This is a genomic window from Empedobacter stercoris (assembly GCF_020281205.1).
In the GTDB taxonomy this organism is placed as follows: Bacteria; Bacteroidota; Bacteroidia; order Flavobacteriales; family Weeksellaceae; genus Empedobacter; species Empedobacter stercoris.
Genome location: NZ_JACXZC010000010.1, coordinates 1 through 19949, shown reverse-complemented (window position 1 = coordinate 19949; position 19949 = coordinate 1). Strand labels below are relative to the sequence as shown.

The 19949-nt window shown below is 33.1% G+C and carries 15 protein-coding genes; 4 read left to right on the top strand and 11 right to left on the bottom strand.

From position 1 onward, the window contains the following. Positions 1 to 13: 13 nt before the first annotated feature. Positions 14 to 355, bottom strand: a complete 342-nt coding sequence (locus tag IF125_RS06435; protein WP_225541904.1) for a DUF4377 domain-containing protein — start codon at positions 353 to 355, stop codon at positions 14 to 16. An 83-nt stretch (positions 356 to 438) separates the two neighbouring features. On the opposite strand from IF125_RS06435, the gene IF125_RS06430 reads away from it, so the two are divergent. Beyond that, the gene (locus IF125_RS06430; protein WP_225541903.1) at positions 439 to 1731 is read left to right on the top strand and encodes a peptidase U32 family protein; all 1293 of its coding nucleotides are present in this window, start codon (positions 439 to 441) and stop codon (positions 1729 to 1731) included. Positions 1732 to 1745: 14 nt separating this feature from the next. Beyond that, positions 1746 to 1976: a ferredoxin gene (locus IF125_RS06425; protein WP_038336269.1), complete on the top strand. Its 231-nt coding sequence runs from the start codon at positions 1746 to 1748 to the stop codon at positions 1974 to 1976. Positions 1977 to 2046: 70 nt separating this feature from the next. On the opposite strand, the gene IF125_RS06420 is transcribed toward IF125_RS06425, so the two are convergent. The 5 genes from IF125_RS06420 to IF125_RS06400 form a co-directional block, all read right to left on the bottom strand. Continuing rightward, positions 2047 to 2748: a hypothetical protein gene (locus IF125_RS06420; protein ID WP_171623664.1), complete on the bottom strand. Its 702-nt coding sequence runs from the start codon at positions 2746 to 2748 to the stop codon at positions 2047 to 2049. A gap of 146 nt (positions 2749 to 2894) precedes the next feature. Continuing rightward, the gene (locus IF125_RS06415; protein ID WP_225541902.1) at positions 2895 to 5279 is read right to left on the bottom strand and encodes a GumC family protein; all 2385 of its coding nucleotides are present in this window, start codon (positions 5277 to 5279) and stop codon (positions 2895 to 2897) included. A gap of 1 nt (position 5280) precedes the next feature. Further along, the gene (locus IF125_RS06410) at positions 5281 to 6045 is read right to left on the bottom strand and encodes a polysaccharide biosynthesis/export family protein (RefSeq protein ID WP_225541901.1); all 765 of its coding nucleotides are present in this window, start codon (positions 6043 to 6045) and stop codon (positions 5281 to 5283) included. After that, entirely contained in the window at positions 6035 to 7927 is a 1893-nt protein-coding gene (locus tag IF125_RS06405; protein ID WP_225541900.1) for a polysaccharide biosynthesis protein, read from the bottom strand. Before IF125_RS06405 ends, IF125_RS06410 begins: the two co-directional genes overlap by 11 nt. Before the next feature lie 150 nt (positions 7928 to 8077). Further along, positions 8078 to 9349 carry an OmpA family protein gene (locus IF125_RS06400; protein ID WP_225541899.1) on the bottom strand — a complete coding sequence of 424 codons (1272 nt, stop codon included), beginning with the start codon at positions 9347 to 9349 and terminating at the stop codon, positions 8078 to 8080. A gap of 196 nt (positions 9350 to 9545) precedes the next feature. On the opposite strand from IF125_RS06400, the gene IF125_RS06395 reads away from it, so the two are divergent. Next, on the top strand, positions 9546 to 10481 hold the full coding sequence (locus IF125_RS06395; RefSeq protein WP_225541898.1) for a ribose-phosphate pyrophosphokinase: 936 nt from the start codon (positions 9546 to 9548) through the stop codon (positions 10479 to 10481). A gap of 45 nt (positions 10482 to 10526) precedes the next feature. Next, on the top strand, positions 10527 to 11111 hold the full coding sequence (locus IF125_RS06390) for a 50S ribosomal protein L25/general stress protein Ctc (protein ID WP_225541897.1): 585 nt from the start codon (positions 10527 to 10529) through the stop codon (positions 11109 to 11111). Positions 11112 to 11181: 70 nt separating this feature from the next. Here the strand turns inward: IF125_RS06390 and pheS are convergent, their stop codons facing one another. The 5 genes from pheS to IF125_RS06365 form a co-directional block, all read right to left on the bottom strand. Next, positions 11182 to 12201, bottom strand: coding sequence for a phenylalanine--tRNA ligase subunit alpha (pheS, locus tag IF125_RS06385; protein WP_225539092.1), 1020 nt, complete (start codon positions 12199 to 12201; stop codon positions 11182 to 11184). Between the two features lie 1433 nt (positions 12202 to 13634). Then, complete coding sequence (locus IF125_RS06380) at positions 13635 to 13778, bottom strand: hypothetical protein (protein ID WP_225541896.1); 144 nt, start codon at positions 13776 to 13778, stop codon at positions 13635 to 13637. Positions 13779 to 14211: 433 nt separating this feature from the next. Beyond that, positions 14212 to 15348 (bottom strand): DegT/DnrJ/EryC1/StrS family aminotransferase, encoded by a 1137-nt coding sequence (locus IF125_RS06375; RefSeq protein WP_225541895.1) that lies wholly within the window; start codon positions 15346 to 15348, stop codon positions 14212 to 14214. A 157-nt stretch (positions 15349 to 15505) separates the two neighbouring features. Continuing rightward, on the bottom strand, positions 15506 to 16363 hold the full coding sequence (locus IF125_RS06370) for a glycerophosphodiester phosphodiesterase family protein (RefSeq protein WP_225541894.1): 858 nt from the start codon (positions 16361 to 16363) through the stop codon (positions 15506 to 15508). Between the two features lie 9 nt (positions 16364 to 16372). Then, positions 16373 to 19528 carry a TonB-dependent receptor gene (locus tag IF125_RS06365; protein WP_225541893.1) on the bottom strand — a complete coding sequence of 1052 codons (3156 nt, stop codon included), beginning with the start codon at positions 19526 to 19528 and terminating at the stop codon, positions 16373 to 16375. Between the last annotated feature and the right edge of the window lie 421 nt (positions 19529 to 19949).

The window sequence follows — 19949 nt, the reverse complement described above, 5'->3', positions numbered from 1 at the left end:
AATAAAGTTCAAATTAGTTCAATGTTACTGATTTTTTACGCACAACCTTCACCAATTTGTAGTTGATAGAAGATGCATCCGCTGGTGGATTCTCTACTTTAGTTGTTGAAACGATAAGTTGATATTCAAATCCTGGTTCATACGTAAACCCTTCAATCGTATTATAAAAATATTGCCATTCGTCAACATCAGTATATTTTACCATCATACATTGCATTTTAGCAACACCATTGGAGCAATCTCTTGTTTCTGGAGCAATTGTTAACAACTCTTCTCCTTGTTGCATTTGTTTGGTTGATGCGCAAGAGGTTAAAAACCCTATACTTAAAATAGTCGACAAAATAACTTTCTTCATTCTCTGAAATTTAACTTGATTATAAATAACATAGTCACTTGTAATTTTTTTGTAACTTTGCACCTTAAAATCAGAATTTTCGTATGACCAAAGATGGAAAAATGGAGTTGATGGCTCCTGCTGGGAATTTCGAATCGTTACAAGCGGCTTTAGATAATGGAGCTGATTCTGTATATTTCGGAGTTGAGCAGTTGAATATGCGTGCGAGAGCATCAATCAACTTTACAATGGACGATTTACCAGAAATCGTAAAACGTTGTGAAGAAAAAGGTGTGCGTTCTTACCTTACTTTAAATACAATTATATACGATCACGATTTATCTTTAATCAAAAACTTATTGGACAGAGCAAAAGAAGCTAAAATTACAGCGGTTATTGCAATGGATCAATCAGTTATTGCTTATGCAAGACAAATTGGAATTGAGATTCATATTTCGACACAAATTAACGTGACGAATATCGAAACAGTAAAATTCTACGCAATGTTTGCTGATACGATGGTATTATCGCGTGAATTGAGTTTGAAACAAGTGAACAAGATTTGTGAACAAATTATCAAAGATGACGTTCGTGGACCAAGCGGAAATTTAGTAGAGATCGAGATTTTCGGACATGGAGCATTGTGTATGGCTGTTTCGGGTAAATGCTACTTGAGCTTACATTCGCACAATTCATCTGCAAATCGTGGTGCTTGTAAACAAAACTGTCGTAAAAAATATACCGTTATCGACCAAGAATCTGGATTCGAAATCGAATTGGATAATGAATATATGATGTCACCTAAAGATCTTTGTACAATGGAGTTCTTAGACGAAGTGGTTGAAGCAGGTGTCAAAGTATTGAAAATAGAAGGTCGCGGACGTGCGCCTGAGTATGTTGCAACTGTTATTCGTGCATACAGAGAAGCGATTGATTCGATTGCTGACGGAACTTATTCGAAAGAAAAAGTAGATTACTGGATGGGATTATTACAAACCGTTTATAATCGTGGTTTTTGGTCTGGCTATTATTTAGGTCAAAAATTAGGTGAATGGTCTGCTGTTCCAGGTTCTATGGCAACACAGAAAAAAGTTTACATTGGAAAAGGTGTTCATTTCTTCCCTAAACCAAGTATCGGACAGTTTGTGATTGATGCCTATGATTTGAAAGTAGGAGATTTAATTTTAGTGACTGGACCAACAACTGGAGCCAAAGAAATGGTGGTTACAGAAATGATGGTGGAAGATGTAAAATCTGATACAGCAAAGAAAGGTGATTCGATTACAATTCCGATGGAATTTAGAATTCGTCCTTCTGATAAATTATACAAATTAGTAAAAGTAGAAGAACCAGGAACGCAACAAAATAGTGTTGAAGAAGGTGCTTACTCACATTAATAAAACAATAAATCATGGTCATTATTACGCTACAACGCGATAAATGCATCGGATGCAACTATTGTTATGAGTTAGCTCCAGAACGTTTCAGAATGTCTAAAAAAGATGGTAAATCTGTTTTATTAAAAGCAATTGATAAAAAAGGATTTCATACGTTAAAAGATCCTGATCATTCTATCGCTGACAACTGCGAACGAGCAGCAAAAGCTTGTCCTGTAAATATTATTACAGTAAAAGAAATATAGGTTATAACATTCGCTATATAAAAAGTCCATCATGATTGATGGACTTTTGCTTTTTTATAAAGAATAAATCTTAATTCATTTTACTTTCTTTTTCTAATCGTTCTAAGGCTTTTTCGTGAGCAGATTTCACATCATTTTTGATTTTTTTATCTTGTGTAGATTTTCTAATCTTTTCAGCATGATAAGCCAAATCATCTAATGTCATTTTATAACTCACATAGAAACCTCTGTTGTAACGAGAATAGGAAGCCAATCCCCAATTCGCAATCAATTGATTTTTGATTTTTTTGGTTTGATATTCATTCAAATAGCGTTGTAATTTCGGAGAAATATCCTCTTTTGCAATCGATTTTACTGAACCATCCATTCGACTAAACCAATATTTATTATCCAATTTTATGTAAGATTTTGCACCTAAAATACTCTTAAACGCTAAATCTCCTAACAATAAAACTTTCTCAAATTCAGACTTCTCATTCGTCATATAATCCCAATACATTTCAGAAGTCATTCCAACCATTGGACTTTTATCAATTGTTGCTTCGTATAAGGTTTTACCATTTTGATAGGCAGCAGCCACATTCTTAAACTCAATTCCGAAATCGTCACAAGCCTTTTGATAACCAGTAAAAGAACCTGAATATTTTTCGAAATTATCAATAAAAACACGATAAATACAATAATGTGAAATATCAATCAAAACTTTTTTAGAATCGTCTAAAAAACCATTTATCAACTGAATCGGGAAGTTATAATATTCGTACGAACTCATAATTATTTGATTGTCTTAAAGAGGTGTTAATTTATCGACTAAGATAAGATAGTTTTTACGAATCATAAAATGATAAGTATCAAAAATAATTTTGAAAAAAATCAGAAATAAAAAAACTCTGCTTCGATGAAGCAGAGTTTTTAGGGTTATTTTCTTTTGAATAATTTACTCAAGAATGAATTGCCTTTGTTATGATTTTCTCCATAACCATAGCCGTAACCATAGCCATAACCGTAACCTTTCGTAAAGTCAACGTCATTCACCACCATAGTCATATTCTGAAGTCGATCCTCTTTGTAAAGATCTCGTGGTATCGTCAACATACGTTTATCCAAATAGTTTGCACGTACTATATACATCGTAATATCAGCGCTATCTGCAATTAACAACGTATCTGTAACCAAACTTACTGGTGCTGTATCAACCAACACATAATCGTAGTTTTCTTTTCCATAATTTATAATCTCTTCAAAACGACCATTCATTAATAATTCTGAAGGATTAGGCGCAATTTGTCCTGAATAAATCACATCAAATTTATAATCGGCAGGGTGTTTAATGATGATGTCATCAACACTGATATCATTAGAAATCAAATATTCCGTTACCCCCTGTCTATTTCTGTATTGATCAGCTATAGTTAAGTAATCCAATACTTTTGGACTACGAATATCTGCACCAATTAATAAAACTGATTTACCAGACATCGTTAAAATTTGAGCCAAGTTTGTTGAAACAAAAGTTTTACCTTCTCCACTTGTGGTTGATGTAACATAAATTGCTTTGGGATCAGTCGAATTTTTCAATAAGAAATTGACATTTGTTCTTAAAATTCTAAACGCTTCTGCTGTACTCGAACTATCATTATGTTCTATAATTGTAATATCGCTCTTCGGAACTTGTCCAGCTATTGGAGCACCTACTGCATCTTCCACTTCTTCTTTTGAGTTTACATTATTATTTAATAACTTATAAATGTAAATAATTGAAAACGGAACAATCAAACCTAAAATCATTGCTCCCAATAAGATAATATTCTTTTTAGGTGAAACTGGAATTTTAGAATCATAAGCAAAATCAATCACCTTAATATTGTCTGGTGTTGCAGCAGCTTTAATTTCGTTCTCTTCTCTTTTTTGTAATAAGAATAAGTATAAAGCTTCTACGATTTGTTGTTGTCTCGATATATCTCTAAAACCACGTTCTTGACTTGGTACTTTTTGTATTTTACTTGCTATTTGGTTTTGTTTCGTCTGTATTGTATTTAAAGTCGTTTGAGTATTATTTCGATACAAACGCAAACTATTTTTTAAATTACTCTTAACATCGCTAATTTGCTCCTGTAATTTAACCACATTTGGATGTTCGTTTGTAACAGATTTTAACATATCTTCTTTCGTTAAAACCAATTCATTATACGAAGCAATTTGTGATGCAATTGTTTGATCTTGTAACCCAATATTAGTTGGCAAAAGATCTGTTTTGTTCGAATTTAAAGCTGAATTCATATAATCAACTAATTGTAGCTGAGTAGATGATTCTAATAATTTCTTTTCATTATCTGATGCATTTTGTAAGAAAATATTCGCTTCAGAAGTAACATCAGTAATGTTATTGCTTAATTTATAGCGTTCTAAATCTCTGTCAACACCTTGTAAATCGCCTGTAACAATATCTAACCTCGAATTGATAAATTTAGAAGTAGCTTCAGTCAATTTATTATTATCTGTAACAAGATCTAAATTGTATTGATTAATCAAATCATTGATGAATTTTTTAGAAATTTTCGGTACTGTTCCAACTAAGTTAAAGTTAACAACTTTAGAATTTTTATCTGAATTGGGGTCAATCTGAATTTTATTTTTATAATAGTTTACAGTTTGATCTAGTGAATTTAATTGAATTAACAACTCAGCATCAACACTCTTTACGATATTTTTGTTTGGACTAATAATGATATCACCAAAATCGGTACTAATCTTTTGTCCAAAAGAATAGGTGTTGGATTCTTTTGTTTTCCTGTTCGTTAGTTGAAATTTGGTTGTTGATTCTATTTTAACATGCAGTTGTTCAGCTAAATCTTCTTTCAATTTATCTGCTTCATTCAAAAACAAAATTTTGATAGGCGATTCAGCAGCAGTAGTTTCAATTTCAGCAATTCTACCAACACTAAAATAGCGAATATTGAAATTATTTTGTTCAACCACTTTAGAAATTAAACGTCTTGATTTCAGAATTTCGATTTGGTCACCAACTTCTGCATTAGAACTCGTACCAAAGATAGTTGCTGCATCTGCCAAACCGGCTAATTCACCCGCCGCTGATTCTTTCTCATTTAATAAGATTTTTGCAGAAACTTGATATTGTTTTTGTGTATATTTTAAATAAAATAACGCCCCTATAATGGCTACGATTAATCCCAAAACAAACCATTTCCAATAATATAAATATTGCTCTAAAACTTGTCTAAGATTAATATTCTCTTCTTCTTCAAAAGAAGAGTTATTTGTCGAATTATTAATTTGATTCATCTTACCTTGTTAAAACAGAAATTACAGAAATAATAACACCTGCCATCGAAATCCATAACGAATAGTTAGGTGTAAATTTTGATGCAGAAACTTGTGCAGAATTTGGTTCAACATACACTACATCGTTTTGTGCTAAATAATAAACAGGAGAATTGAGAGCAGATTCAGAAGTTAAATCAACATTATAACGTTCTTTCACTCCATTACTTTCTCTAATCACCGTTACGTTTTCTCGTTTCCCTTTAATAGTCAAATCACCTGCCATTCCTAAAGCATCTAAAAGGGTAATCCTTTCTGTCGGTACGATAAAACTTCCAGGACGAGACACCTCTCCTAAAACACTAATTCTAAAATTGACGAAATTGACATTTACGCCTGGGTTAACAATATATTGACTGACTTTGTTTTTAATCGTTTCAATGGCTTGACTTCTTGTTAGACCTGCCAATTGCACATTGCCCACCATTGGTAAACTAATATTTCCATTCTCATCAACGGTATAAGTTGGGCTGTAAGGAGATATCGTACTACTATTCGCTGTAGTCTGAATAGTACTCATTTGATTAAAAGGAGCTGTTGCAGTGGCATCTGCTGCAGAAATTATAATTGCTAATTGGTCTGTCGGTTGTATTTTAGGAATAAATTGTTCAAAACTTGTTGTTAATTGCTCTTGATTTTGGAAATAAACAATATCTTTTCTCGAACCACACGATGTAAAGGCGATGAAAGAAAGAACGCATAAAAATTGGAAAATTTTATTTTTCATATACTACATTATCAAGTTTTTCAAATTCTGAATTTTGTGAAATAAATTCAGGAACAATTTCTTTAATTTTTGCTACTAATTCAAGGACTTGCTCATGTTTTTCAATAGTTGATGACATTATGCATAGCTCTTCGATTAATTGCTTATTATTTTGGCATTTAGCTGTATTTACTTTTGCAATCATAATTTTTTCATGATGAGTTTTTACGGTATTTTCACCATTGGCCAACAATTCTTCGTAAATTTTTTCACCAGGACGCAAACCTACAATTTTTATATCAATTTCCTCAGGATATTTGTACCCACTTAGTCGAATCATTCGTTTAGCTAAGTCGATAATCTTAATAGACTCTCCCATATCAAACACAAAGATCTCTCCTCCTTTTCCCATAATTGCAGCTTCCAAAACAAGTTGACATGCTTCAGGGATAGTCATGAAAAAACGGGTAATATCTGGATGAGTAACCGTTAAAGGTCCTCCATACTCTAACTGTCTTTTAAACAAAGGAATAACTGATCCATTTGATCCTAAAACGTTACCAAAGCGAGTGACAATATAATTGGTCTTCGATTTTTCATTAATACAATTAACATAAATCTCTGCAACACGTTTGGTTGCTCCCATCACGTTTGTCGGATTAACCGCTTTATCTGTTGAAACCATTACAAATTTTTCTGCACCAAAATCGTTTGCCAAATCAGCTACTATTTTAGTACCATAAACGTTGGTATTGATAGCTTCGTAAGGAAATTTTTCCATCAACGGAACATGTTTATAGGCTGCTGCATGGAAAATAATTTGTGGACGATATTTGTCAAATAAACTTAACATACGTTTTCGGTCGCGTACGCTTGAAACAATGTAATCTATTCTATTTTGTTTGTCCTCAGATAGGTCGTTTTTTAAATATTGTTGTATATCATACAAAGCTGATTCGGCGTGATCAATCAAAATTAATTGATCAAAATCCATCATAGCAATTTGTCGTGAAATTTCACTCCCAATAGACCCTGCTGCCCCTGTCACTAAAACAATTTTACCTTTAATTTCTTTATTGATAATGGGATTGTTTAGTTGGATAGATTCTCTTCCTAATAAGTCTTCAATTTTCAATTGTTTGATCTGAGCTGGTTTATAAGTTCCGTCAATCCAATTGGAAATTGGAGGGATTATTTTAATTTTAACAGGTAAATCTTCAACTGATTTTGAAAGTTTCAACAATTGATTGGTTTTGATATTCTGAATAGAAATAATGACTTCAGTGATATCATTTCTATCGATGAACTTTTCAGTGATATCATGAATAGAATATATTTTCACTCCATCGATAAAAGTTCCTACCTTAGAGGTGTTATCATCAATAAAACCAATGACTTTGTAGTTAAATTGTGTGTCGTTTTGCAGAATATCTCTCGTAATTAGTCCAGAATCTCCCGCTCCATAGATTAGAATTCTTTGCACAGCTTTATTCTTCGAAAAGAAATAATCATAAATCCATTTATAGTACAATCTTGCAATCACCATAATAACTGTGGTGATAAATAAATGGACAAAAATTACAGAATACGACATTCTAAAAACATACATTAAACCAGAAGTGTCAGGTAAATTCTGTTCAATAATTTGTCTAAAAACAAATGAGATGAAAAATAAAATTAAGAATGCTGTAGCATTAGACACGAAGACATTTTCCGCATCCTTTAGACCCGTTTTCTTTACAACACCTTTGTAGGTTTTGAAATAGATAAAACACAACGCATAGACAAATGTTACGAAAGGTAACTTATAAAAAAGTCGTTCTACACTAAATGTGTCTAAAAAACTGTTTAGGATAAAGTTACTTAGAATGTAACTGACCAAAACAATTAATATGTCTATCACTAATACTACCCATCTTGGCGTATTAAAGTGTTGATTAAAGGGATTCAATATTATAGTAATTTAAGTGATGGTAAAGATAAAAAAAAATCAGGAATAGACAGCCCGCAATTGGAAAAATCTACCCCTGATTAATATTTTATTTTAGAAAAATTATTTTACTCTGAAAACAACTCTTCTTGCTAATTGATGAGATGAAACTTGAGAGTTTTTGAAGTCTTTGTCTTGTCCTTCACCAACTGTAGTTAATTGAGATGCGTTAGCGCCTTGATTAACTAAAATAGCTTTTACATTCTCTGCTCTTCTACGAGACAAGTCTTTATTGAAAGCATCTCCTCCTACTGGATCAGCATAACCTAAAATATCAATTTGAGCATTTGGTTTAGCTTTTAAGTATTCAGATACAAATTTGATACCTCCAACTGATTGTTGGTATGGTTTATCAGAATTGTAATCGAAGTAAACATTGATGATACCAGAGTTGATCATTTGCTCTAAGAAATCAGCATCGTTAACGATTGTTGTATTTCCTCCAGCATTTTCTTTGATGTATTCTTCAATATTATCTGGAATACCATTCCCATTGTGGTCAATTGTAACACCTTTAGTATCAACAACTGCTCCTGGAGCTGAATCTGGTTCTTGATCTAAATAATCAGCAACACCATCTCCATCAGAATCTTTTAACATTTGTTCAATGGTTGCAATACGTTCTTCTAAATCTGCACGAGATGGTTCATACACCCAATCCGCGTGTTTTTGATTTTTACCTAAATAAAATGTTAATCCTAATGTTGCGTTCCATAAAGAGCCATCAAAACCTCTGTTAGCAATAGGATCTGAAGACTGACCATCCCAAGTCGTTTTTTGACGCATCGTTTTTGTATATGACAAGTCACCTGTTAGAACTAGTCTATCTGTCAACTTAACTTGAGGTGTCAAACCGAAAGAGATTAATCCCATTTCAGTATTGTCATCGAATAATCCTGAAGATTCTCCTTTTGTTGCATCATTGTTCATGAAACCATATCCAACTCCACCATGAGCCAATAACCCAATTGTATTTGTCCATGTTTCAAAGTCCATTATACGTCCCAAGTTCGCAACTCCAGATAAATCGACACGATAGAAATTAGATCTAAAGTGTTCAGAACCTTCTCCTTCTTTCAAACGATCGTATCCACCAGATAATTTTAAACCGAATTTGTTGTTAAACATATAACGAACTCCAAAATTTGCGTTGTAAAAACTTGGTGTTTCATTATAGTATCCATCTGTAAATGGACTAATCGCTTTATTAGCTCCAGCTTGAGCTTCTATAGACCATTTGTTATAATTATTATGGTTAGTGGATTCGGTAGTTTCTTGCGCATTCACAAAAACACCTAACCCAATTACACTTAATAAAAATGAAATTTTTTTCATGAGGGTATATTTAATTTTAATAATAAGTTCATCATTCGTTACGAATCAATATGTGTAGTTAGGTTATGTATTGTTTAAATATTGTTAACGTATTTAAAAATAATTCAATAACTGTGCCGAAATTAATTTTCGTTTTTCTTATACTATCTTTGAATCATTTAAATTATTTTTGCATAAATATTTCCCAAAACAAACAATGGAACAATCAGCATTTCTTTTTTCAACAAGAGGATCAGTAGATTTGGCACAAAAAATTGCCGATTATTATGGTCAAGAACTTGGTAAATCTAAAATTGTAGAATTTAGCGACGGAGAGTTCGTACCTGCTTTCGAACAACCTATTCGTGGAGCTCGTGTTTTCTTAATCGGTTCTACAATGCAACCAACAGACAATTTAATGGAATTACTTTTGATGTGTGATGCCGCAAAACGTGCATCTGCAAAAAGTATTACTGTCGTTATTCCTTACTTTGGTTTTGCTCGTCAAGACCGTAAAGATGCACCCCGTGTGCCAATTGGAGCAAAATTAGTAGCAAAAATGTTAATGACAGCAGGTGCTACACGTGTAATGACAATGGATTTACATGCCGATCAAATTCAAGGATTTTTTGAAATCCCTGTTGATCATTTGTTTGCTTCTACCATTTTTGTAGAGTACATCAAAGGATTAGGTTTAGATAATATTTGTATCGCTTCTCCAGACATGGGAGGTGCAAAACGCGCGAATACCTATGCAAAATACCTGAATGCAGATATTGTAATTTGTCACAAAGAACGTAAAATTGCAAATCATGTTGATAGCATGATGTTAATCGGAGAGGTAGAAGGTAAGAATGTTATCTTAGTAGATGATATGATTGATACAGCTGGAACTTTAGCAAAAGCAGCAGAATTAATCATGTCAAAAGGCGCAAAATCTGTTCGTGCAATTGCTACTCATGGTGTCTTATCAGGACCTGCTTATGAGCGTCTTGAGAACTCGATGTTAACGGAAATTGCTATAACTGATAGTATTCCATTAAAAAATAATAGCACAACTAAAATAAAAGTGTTATCTTGCGCTCCGCTTTTTGCTGATGTTATGCATTTAGTACACAGCAATAAATCTATTAGCCAACGTTTTGTTATCTAATGATTTAGCTTAAATTTAAATTATTTTTATTATATACATATTATTATGAAGTCAATTACAATTCAAGGTGTAAAAAGAGAAGACTTAGGTAAAGTGGCTACACGTAACCTACGTAATGCTGAACAAGTACCTTGTGTGGTTTACGGTTCTGGAGAACCTATCCACTTTTCAGCTGAAGAAAAATCATTCAAATCATTAGTTTATACTCCAGAAGCTCACACTGTGACGATCGAGTTAGCTGACGGTGCTAAAGTTCAAGCAATTTTACAAGACATCCAATTTCACCCAGTAACAGATAGAATCTTACACGTAGATTTCTACCAATTGAGTGATGACAAAGCTGTAACAATGGAAGTTCCTGTTCGTTTAGTAGGACGTGCTCGTGGTTTAGTAGCTGGTGGGGTTTTACGTTTCAACATGCGTAAATTAAAAGTTCGTGCTATTCCAGCAAACTTACCTGATGAAATCGAAATCGATATCACACCAATGAGAATCGGTAACAAATTGTATGTTGAATCATTGAAAAATGATAAGTATACTTTCGCACATCCAGATAACGCAGTAGTAGTAGCTATTCGTACTTCTCGTAATGCTGTTAAGGATGCTGATCAAGACGAAGACGAAGAATAAAAACTATTCTTTTTCAGATAAACAAAAAATCCACTCAATTGAGTGGATTTTTTGTTTTCTATAAACTCTTTTAAAATAATTCTGATTGAAATTGCTCTAAGAAACGTTTGTCATTTTCTGTGTACAAACGGATATCTCCAATTTGATACAACAACAAAGCAATACGTTCGATTCCCATTCCAAATGCATAACCCGAATATTTCTCAGGATCGATATCGACATTACGCAAAACATTTGGGTCAACCATACCACATCCCATAATTTCTAACCAACCAGTTCCTTTGGTCATACGATAATCTGTTTCGGTTTCCAATCCCCAATAAACATCAACCTCAGCAGAAGGTTCAGTAAAAGGGAAATAAGAAGGACGTAAACGAATTTCAGATTTACCAAATAATTCTGTTGTGAAATAACTTAACGTTTGTTTCAAATCGGCAAAAGAAACACCTTCATCAATATATAAACCTTCGATTTGGTGAAACATCATATGCGAACGAGATGAAATAGCTTCGTTACGGTAAACACGCCCTGGCGCTAAGAAACGCATTGGTGGTTGATTGTTTTCCATGTGACGAATCTGAACAGATGATGTATGGGTACGCAACACTATATCTGGATCTTTTTCGATGAAAAAAGTATCTTGCATATCACGTGCTGGGTGATGCGCAGGTAAATTAAGCGCTGTAAAATTGTGCCAATCATCTTCTATTTCTGGACCTTCAGAAACACTGAAACCAATACGATTAAAAATCTCGATAATACGATTTTTTGTAATGTTGATAGGATGACGAGACCCTAAAGTAAAAGGTTCTCCTGGACGAGTTAAATCTAAAGAAGTATCTGTTTTTCCTTCGTTTGAGATTTCATTTTTAAGAACAGTCGATTTTTCAGTTGCCAATGTTTTTAATTCATTCACAACTTGACCAAATTCCTTTTTTTGTTCATTTGGAACAGACTTAAACTGTGTAAACAAGTCTGCTAAAATTCCCTTTTTACCTAAAAATTTAATTCTGAACTCTTCTATTTCAGAAGCATTCGTCGAATGGAAGTTTTTTACTTCTTCAATATATTGTTTGATTTGGTCAATCATAATTTCTGATCAATTTAAACACAAATTTAAAGGTTAATAGCCTTATAACAAATTTTTCCTGTATTTTTATCTGTATTCAACTAAAACTCTTTGTAAAATACAATATATCGTCTGTTTTTTTTCTTTCTCGCTGTCACATAGAGTAATTTTCGTTCTTATAAAAAGAAAGTTGTATCGATAAGTAGTATGGGAATTCGTCTAAGTTCTCGATACAAAAATCACAGATTTTCACTCGGACTGACGAATAATTGAGATTCTTCGACAAGTTCATTTAGATTTAAAAATAAAAAAAGATTAAATTTATAAGAAAGAGAATGTGCTTAAGTAAACTAAGATAGGCTCCGAGTTTAAAATTTTTTGAAGAATCTTTCTGTCACTTTTTTATTCATTACTTATCTATTTTTATTGTCGGTATTCATATGCCCTTCGGGGAAGCTCATCCAAAAAAACGAAACAAAAAAAGATGCCGACAGTAGTCTCTCAATGATTCAACTAAATAAATTATTTCCATAAAGTTGGCAACTCGCTTCTCTCAAACACTCCAACTTTTTAATTTCAATAATTTAGAGTTGAATTACATTTCGATTCTAAATCGTCGGATTTTTAATTCCTTTTTAAACATTCGAATTCGTTTATAACAACTAATTTATAAACCGTCCTTGCTGAAGAGTCGAGCGTCAATTCGGCGTAAAGAGCGTTAAAAATGATTTACTTTTCGCATTTTATATGCGAATGATTTAAAGCATTTAGCGAATAGCCATTATTGACCGACTTGTAAGCATAGACTTGATTTTTTTGGTTCGTTTTTTCATCAAGGAAAAAATGAATGTAAAACTTTTTTATTCATTATTATCTATTTTAATTATCGGTATTCATATGCCCTTCGGGGAAGCTCATCTAAAAAAACATTTGAGATTAAGAGGAGGAGTCACGATGTGGCTCAGGTAATACTTATTTCTTATTTTCATTTTTTGCTCATCCAAAAAACGAAACAAAAAAAGATGCCGACAGTAGTCTCTCAATGATTCAACTAACTAAATTATTTCCATAAAGTTGGCAACTCGCTTCTCTCAAACACTCCAACTTTTTAATTTCAATAATTTAGAGTTGAATTACATTTCGATTCTAAATCGTCGGATTTTTAATTCCTTTTTCAATACTTAAATTAGTTGTCACTCTTAGCTTGTCGAAGAATCTTAACCTCATCCACTTTTAACAACCAATTTTAGAGTCGACATACGATTTGCAGACGAGCTTCAATCCATTGAAACGAACGTAAAAAAGATTAGTGAGCGTATGCGAATCATTTAATCTTTTTAGTGCGTGAGATGAGAATTGAACGTCGAAAATCGCGGTCTTGATTTTTTTGATTCGTTTTTTCATCAAGGAAAAAATGAATGTAAAATACTTTCTGTCACTTTTTTATTCATTACTTATCTATTTTTATTGTCGGTATTCATATGCCCTTCGGGGAAGCTCATCCAAAAAACATTTGAAATTAAAAATTTGAAATTAAAAGGAGGAGCCATGGTATGGCTCAGGTATTCCTTTTCTTTATTTTCATTTCTTCCTTTCATTTTTTTGCTCATCCAAAAAAACGAAACAAAAAAAGATGCCGACAGTAGTCTCTCAATGATTCAACTAAATAAATTATTTCCATAAAGTTGGCAACTCGCTTCTCTCAAACACTCCAACTTTTTAATTTCAATAATTTAGAGTTGAATTACATTTCGATTCTAAATCGTCGGATTTTTAATTCCTTTTTCAATACTTAAATTAGTTGTCACTCTTAGCTTGTCGAAGAATCTCAACCTTAACTACATTTTTATGTTTTACGCTTTTGTTACTTGCTGTCACATAAAGTAATCTTCGTTCTTAGAAAAAGAAAATTGTATCGAAATATCTTTTCTTTAATAACTCTTTTTTCTTCTATCAAATTGTATGATTTTGTTTCATAAAAAAATCCCCTTAATGAATTTAAGAGGATTTAATATTATTATTTGGATGAAATTATTTTCCGAAAACTGCGTTCACTTTTGCTGCAATTCGTTCACGTTCTGCATCTGTTAAGTTAGAACCTGAAGGTAGACATAAGCCATTTTCGAATAATTCTTCGGCAACTTTACCACCATAATAAGGTGAATTTGCAAAAACAGGTTGTAGATGCATTGGTTTCCATAAAGGACGAGATTCGATCTCATCTTCTAAGAATGCTAAACGTAAATCTTCACGCGTTTTACCGGCTACTTTTGAATCGATTAAAATCGCAGATAACCAATGATTAGAGAAATAATCTGATGTTGGCTCAACAAAAACTGTTACACCGTCAATGTCAGCAAATAACGCTTGGTAGAAGTTGTTCATCGCACGACGAGCGGCAACTCTATCTGCTAAAACTTCCATTTGACCACGTCCAATTCCAGCCGTAATATTACTCATACGGTAATTGTATCCAATATGCGAATGTTGATAATGTGGTGCATTATCACGTGCTTGAGTCGCTAAAAATACCGCTTTATCTTTATCTTCTTTTGTTTGACACACTAATGCTCCTCCTCCAGAAGTAGTAATAATCTTATTCCCATTAAACGATAATGCCCCAAAACGTCCGAATGTACCACAGGCTTTTCCTTTGTATGTAGAACCTAATGCTTCGGCAGCATCTTCAATCACTGGAATATTGTATTTTTCTGCAACCGCATGTACTTCATCAACTTTATACGGCATTCCGTACAAATGAACTGCTAAAATAGCTTTTGGTGTTTTTCCTTTTGCTATTCTATCTTTGATTGCTTCCTCTAAAGCGATTGGACAAATATTCCATGTTTCTTTCTCCGAATCAACAAACACAGGTGTTGCTCCTTGATAAGCAATTGGGTTCGCCGTAGCAGAAAATGTCATCGATTGGCAAATTACCTCATCGCCCTGTGAAACTCCACATTCAATTAATGCTAAATGGATCGCTGCTGTCCCTGCAGATAAAGCTGCAACTTTAACGTCTGCATTTAAAAAGTTTTCTAAATCTTCTTCAAATCCATTAACGTTTGGACCAAGTGGAGCAACCCAGTTAGAATCAAATGCTTCGTGTATGTATTTTAATTCGGTGCCCCCCATATGTGGAGAGGAAAGCCATATTTTATTTGCCATTTTTATAGTTGTTTTTGCTCTGCAAATTTAGAGTAAAAGAATCAATTTTAATCAGATTTAACTTTTTACTTTAGCTTATTATTCAAAAAATTAAATTCATCTCTATTCTAACGATTTTTTTTAAAATAGTAAACAACTCATCGTTTTGTTAATATCATTACCAATTAATAAATTGAGCAGGATAATCTGTTTCTATAATATCGGGACGCGTAATTAAATGTTGAATATATCCTCTTGTTCGTTCGAGATCAGTTGGTAATTTATCTGAGGTTGGAGCAATCGCAATCATCACCATGACCCCTTTATCTCTTAGATACGCGATCATTTCTTTTTGTTCCTCTTTTATGGCGGTTCCTACCCATGCAATTACGCGATTAAAAGGGACATTCAGTTGTTCAAAACTCTTAACATCTTTCATGGTATGAAAAGGTTTCATAAACAATACATGATTTAAATGCTTGGCGTAATACGCCACTTCCTCATCTTTTCTCAATCCCAACACCACATTTGGATAAGGATTTTCTTTCAAAAACTTTACATAGGTTGCATACGGAACACCTTTATTATCCAATTGAAAAATAGTTTTTCCTTGACTCCAATCCAATGCTTCTTTAAGGGTAGGAATTTTAAAATCAGTTAAATTTCCTTCTCGGTCTTTTAACCTTGCATTCTTTATTTCAGCATAGGTATAGTCTTTTACTTTTCCTTTTAAGGTTGTCGTTCGATCGAAAGTATCGTCGTGCATAAGGATCAACACCGAATCTTTTGTTAATTGAGGATCTATCTCAAAAAAAGAAGGCATAATCGACAGTGTTTTTTCAAAAGCTTCAATACTATTTTCTGGATAACCCGGCATCATACCTCCTCTATGTCCTGAGATAATGATTGGTTTTGATTGATCTTGTTTGAAATAAGACTTCAAGTCTTCAAAATTTTTGATATTAACGGTATTTAATTGCGCATTAGCCACAGTAACTGTAGCTAATAGCACAAACCATAAATGTATTTTTTTCATTTCTACTTCTTAAAAACTATAGCGGAAACCTATTTGAATTTGGTAAGGATTGAAGACATAATTTGTTTTTCCTGTATTGTTATTTACGTTATAAACAAATCGTTCATTATCCACGTCAAAACTTTTAATGGAATAGATATTTTGTTTACCAATTTTTGGACCTACTCCCCAATCTTTGTTCATTAAGTTAGCGACATTAAAAATATCTACTGCAACTTCAAAACGATGCTTTTCTACGATATTGAATTTTTTAGCCAATCTCAAATCAAATGTTCCTGCAAATCCATTAATTCCTCCATTACGTTCTGCGATTTTACCGAAACTCTTTCGAATATAATCTTTTGTATGCTTTTCAACTTCTGGATTATCTAAAATAGCTTGTATTCCTTTTCTCAAATAATCTGGTGTAGCAGCTGAATTAGGATCATAGATATAAGCCAAATCATTTGAATTAACAAAATCTCCATTCATATTTCCACCTACAGCCAATGAGTAACGAGTTCCACCAATTCCACTAAAACGGATTCCTGCTGTCATTCCCCAAAAAGTTGGAGATTGCCCATACACCACTAACTTGTGACGAAAATGTGTATCCGAATAATTCATTTTACTTAAATCTCGAGGATCTTCAGGAACCATTAAGCTTAGTGTTGCTGTGTTGGCAACATTTCCATTATAAGACGTATTGTCTTTTGAATCGTTCCACGTATACGATACGGATAGTTGTCCGTCTTTAAAATAACGGTATGTTCCGTCTAACACAATTGCGTATTGGTCTTTTTTACCATCACTAATTAACTCTAAAACTCGACCCAATTCATGTGTTTTACGTCCATTAACCCAATTGGCAGCACCATTTGTAGGGTTAATTGTTGACGCAGGTACATAAACTCCTCTATTAGCTTCTTCTTTTATTCTAAAAAAAGGTTCGTCTACCATATTACGGTCAACGTACATATAGTTGTTACGTGCCCAGTTCGCATAAGCACTAATTCCAACTCTCAATCGGTCGCTAAAAAAATGATTATAAGAGGCGTTTAATTTGTAAACCGTAGGTACTTTCGCATCTTTGCTATTGGCATTAATCGTAATTAGTTTTTCTATATTGGGGTTGTTAAAAAGATCTTTCCCTGGTGCATTTTGAGGGTTTTGTCTATAATCGATGAAATCGGGTGTAGGAACTAAATCGCCTACTATATCTACTGCTGCTACTTTTGTTCCATCAAACAACATGTTGTTAATCATTGAATATGGATTTAATGAAGAGCCAAAAATACCTCCACCAAATTTTACAAAATCTTTTCTATTCTGATTAATATCCCATGTTAATTGGAAACGTGGTTGTAGTTGCCATGTATTGATTTTGTGATCTGTTCGTACGCCCAATTGTTTATCTGCAACTTCGTTATAATTGGCTGCATTTAAATATTGCATATTTTCGAAACGAATACCAGCCATTAAGTCTACGCCAGGTAAAATTTCTGTTTCCAATTGACCATAAACTGCTGATGATAATTGATTAATAACAGTTGAAGGATCATCTGTTAAGCGAATTTCACGGGCATAGCGATAAGGCGTCATGTTTTTGAAGTTATCCATTCCAGTAAAATAGAAACGACCATTCATTTCACTTCCATATACATTTTTCATATGATAATAAGAAAAATCCCCTCCTAACGTATACTTAATATTGTTTTTATTAATATATACATTATCAACTAATTGTATCACATTTCCTTTGAACCATTCAGGTGAAAATCGTTGACCTCCTAATTGTATATTCGTATAATGAGTTTTTTCTCCTATTTGAGATCCTACACTTTCTACAATTGCACGCGGAATAGATTGGCTAGGCAATTCACTTGATGGAATAATATTCTGATGCTCAAAAAAATGTTGAACTTTCAGTTCATTAGTAATGTCATTATTAAAATCAGTTCTTAACGATAACATCAAACTGTTGTCTGTTTTTTTTCTATCAATATACGATTCGTACATATTGATTGAGGTGTTATCCCCTTCAGAAAGTTTATCGTTTTCGTGAACAAAGTTATTACGTAATGTCAATAAGTTTCGGGCATTTAATTGCCAATCAATACGTAAAAATGCGGCATTTGTATCTTTATTTTTATCAAATGCTCCAAATTGAGGATTATTTGACACTCCATATTTTTCTCTTGCAATAGATAAAAATTGATCCAATGTTGATTGCGTTACGTTATACACCGCTTCATCACTTGGGTTATTAATATTCGCAATAAATAAAGGGCGTTTATCTACCTGTCTGTCCCAAGCGACAAAGAAATGTGCTTTATCTTTCTTTATTGGTCCACCTAATGAAAAACCATATTGAAAAGTTGAAAATTCGTTATCGCGTTTATTTCCTCGTATATCATATGGACTCGATAACCAATCGGCACGTCCATAAAGAAAAGCACTTCCTTCTAATTTATTCGTTCCGGATTTGGTTACTGTACTAATTGTTCCTCCCCCAGCACGACCATTCGTCACATCGTATTCATTGGTCACAACTTTAAACTCTCGAATGGCTTCCATTGAAATTGAATAAGAAGAAGAGGTAGAGCCTCCAGCTATTGTTCCTCTATTAGACATTCCGTCTATCGTATAATCTACTGAAGAAGCTAATTGTCCTCCAATACTCGAACCATTACTTAATGGAGAAAGATCAATTAACGAGGTAAAGTTTCGTCCATTTACAGGTAATGTTTGCAAATCTTTTGCCGATACAGAAGTTGAAGCACCTACTTGTTTGATTGAACTTTTTAACGTTTGTCCATTAACAACTACTTCTGATAAATCTGTTGTGCCGTTCGAAAATTTGAATGGGACCCAAATCAAATCACCTTGATTAAGACTATACCCTGTTAACACCTCATCTTCATGATCATCAGAACGGATTGTAATGGTATAAGGGGAACCCAAAGGCAACTGCTTGAGGTTGTATTCTCCTTTTTCATTTGTTTTTGTTGAAGTGGTAAAACCTGTTGATTCGTTTTTGACGATCACAGTTACTTGTGGCAAGTCATATCCTTCATTATCGGTTATCTTTCCAGCAATTCCTGCTAAATCACCTTGTCCGTAGACTGCTGTTGAAGCCCCTATCGTAAAGACTACTGCTGATAATTGAAATAAATTGAGTTTCATGTATGTTTATTTGAAGCCCAAAATTATTGTACACTAAACAATAAGAGGTTAACTAAAATTTAAGAGATCTTTAACAAATCTTATTATTAAGGTTAATTCAATCTTTCTTTTTCATTTTTTATTCATAGCTTATCTATTTTAATTATCGGTATTCATATGCCCTTCGGGGAAACTCATCCAAAAAACATTTGAAATTAAAAGGAGGAGCCACGGTGTGGCTCAGGTATTCCTTTTCTTTATTTTCATTTTTTTATTCATTACTTATCTATTTTTATTGTCTGTATTCATATGCCCTTCGGGGAACAGTCAAAAAAACTAACGAAAAAAGACTTAATTGTAGAGTTGACATACGATTTGCAGACGAGCTTCAATCTATTAAAGTAAATGTAAAAAATCAGGAATGAAAATGAACATTAAAATT

What these genes read in the sequence shown, in the direction of transcription:
- IF125_RS06435 (WP_225541904.1), bottom strand. Translation starts at nt 355, where the DNA reads ATGAAGAAAGTTATTTTGTCGACTATTTTAAGTATAGGGTTTTTAACC.
- IF125_RS06430 (WP_225541903.1), top strand. Translation starts at nt 439, where the DNA reads ATGACCAAAGATGGAAAAATGGAGTTGATGGCTCCTGCTGGGAATTTC.
- IF125_RS06425 (WP_038336269.1), top strand. Translation starts at nt 1,746, where the DNA reads ATGGTCATTATTACGCTACAACGCGATAAATGCATCGGATGCAACTAT.
- IF125_RS06420 (WP_171623664.1), bottom strand. Translation starts at nt 2,748, where the DNA reads ATGAGTTCGTACGAATATTATAACTTCCCGATTCAGTTGATAAATGGT.
- IF125_RS06415 (WP_225541902.1), bottom strand. Translation starts at nt 5,279, where the DNA reads ATGAATCAAATTAATAATTCGACAAATAACTCTTCTTTTGAAGAAGAA.
- IF125_RS06410 (WP_225541901.1), bottom strand. Translation starts at nt 6,045, where the DNA reads ATGAAAAATAAAATTTTCCAATTTTTATGCGTTCTTTCTTTCATCGCC.
- IF125_RS06400 (WP_225541899.1), bottom strand. Translation starts at nt 9,349, where the DNA reads ATGAAAAAAATTTCATTTTTATTAAGTGTAATTGGGTTAGGTGTTTTT.
- IF125_RS06395 (WP_225541898.1), top strand. Translation starts at nt 9,546, where the DNA reads ATGGAACAATCAGCATTTCTTTTTTCAACAAGAGGATCAGTAGATTTG.
- IF125_RS06390 (WP_225541897.1), top strand. Translation starts at nt 10,527, where the DNA reads ATGAAGTCAATTACAATTCAAGGTGTAAAAAGAGAAGACTTAGGTAAA.
- pheS (WP_225539092.1), bottom strand. Translation starts at nt 12,201, where the DNA reads ATGATTGACCAAATCAAACAATATATTGAAGAAGTAAAAAACTTCCAT.
- IF125_RS06380 (WP_225541896.1), bottom strand. Translation starts at nt 13,778, where the DNA reads ATGAAAGGAAGAAATGAAAATAAAGAAAAGGAATACCTGAGCCATACC.
- IF125_RS06375 (WP_225541895.1), bottom strand. Translation starts at nt 15,348, where the DNA reads ATGGCAAATAAAATATGGCTTTCCTCTCCACATATGGGGGGCACCGAA.
- IF125_RS06370 (WP_225541894.1), bottom strand. Translation starts at nt 16,363, where the DNA reads ATGAAAAAAATACATTTATGGTTTGTGCTATTAGCTACAGTTACTGTG.
- IF125_RS06365 (WP_225541893.1), bottom strand. Translation starts at nt 19,528, where the DNA reads ATGAAACTCAATTTATTTCAATTATCAGCAGTAGTCTTTACGATAGGG.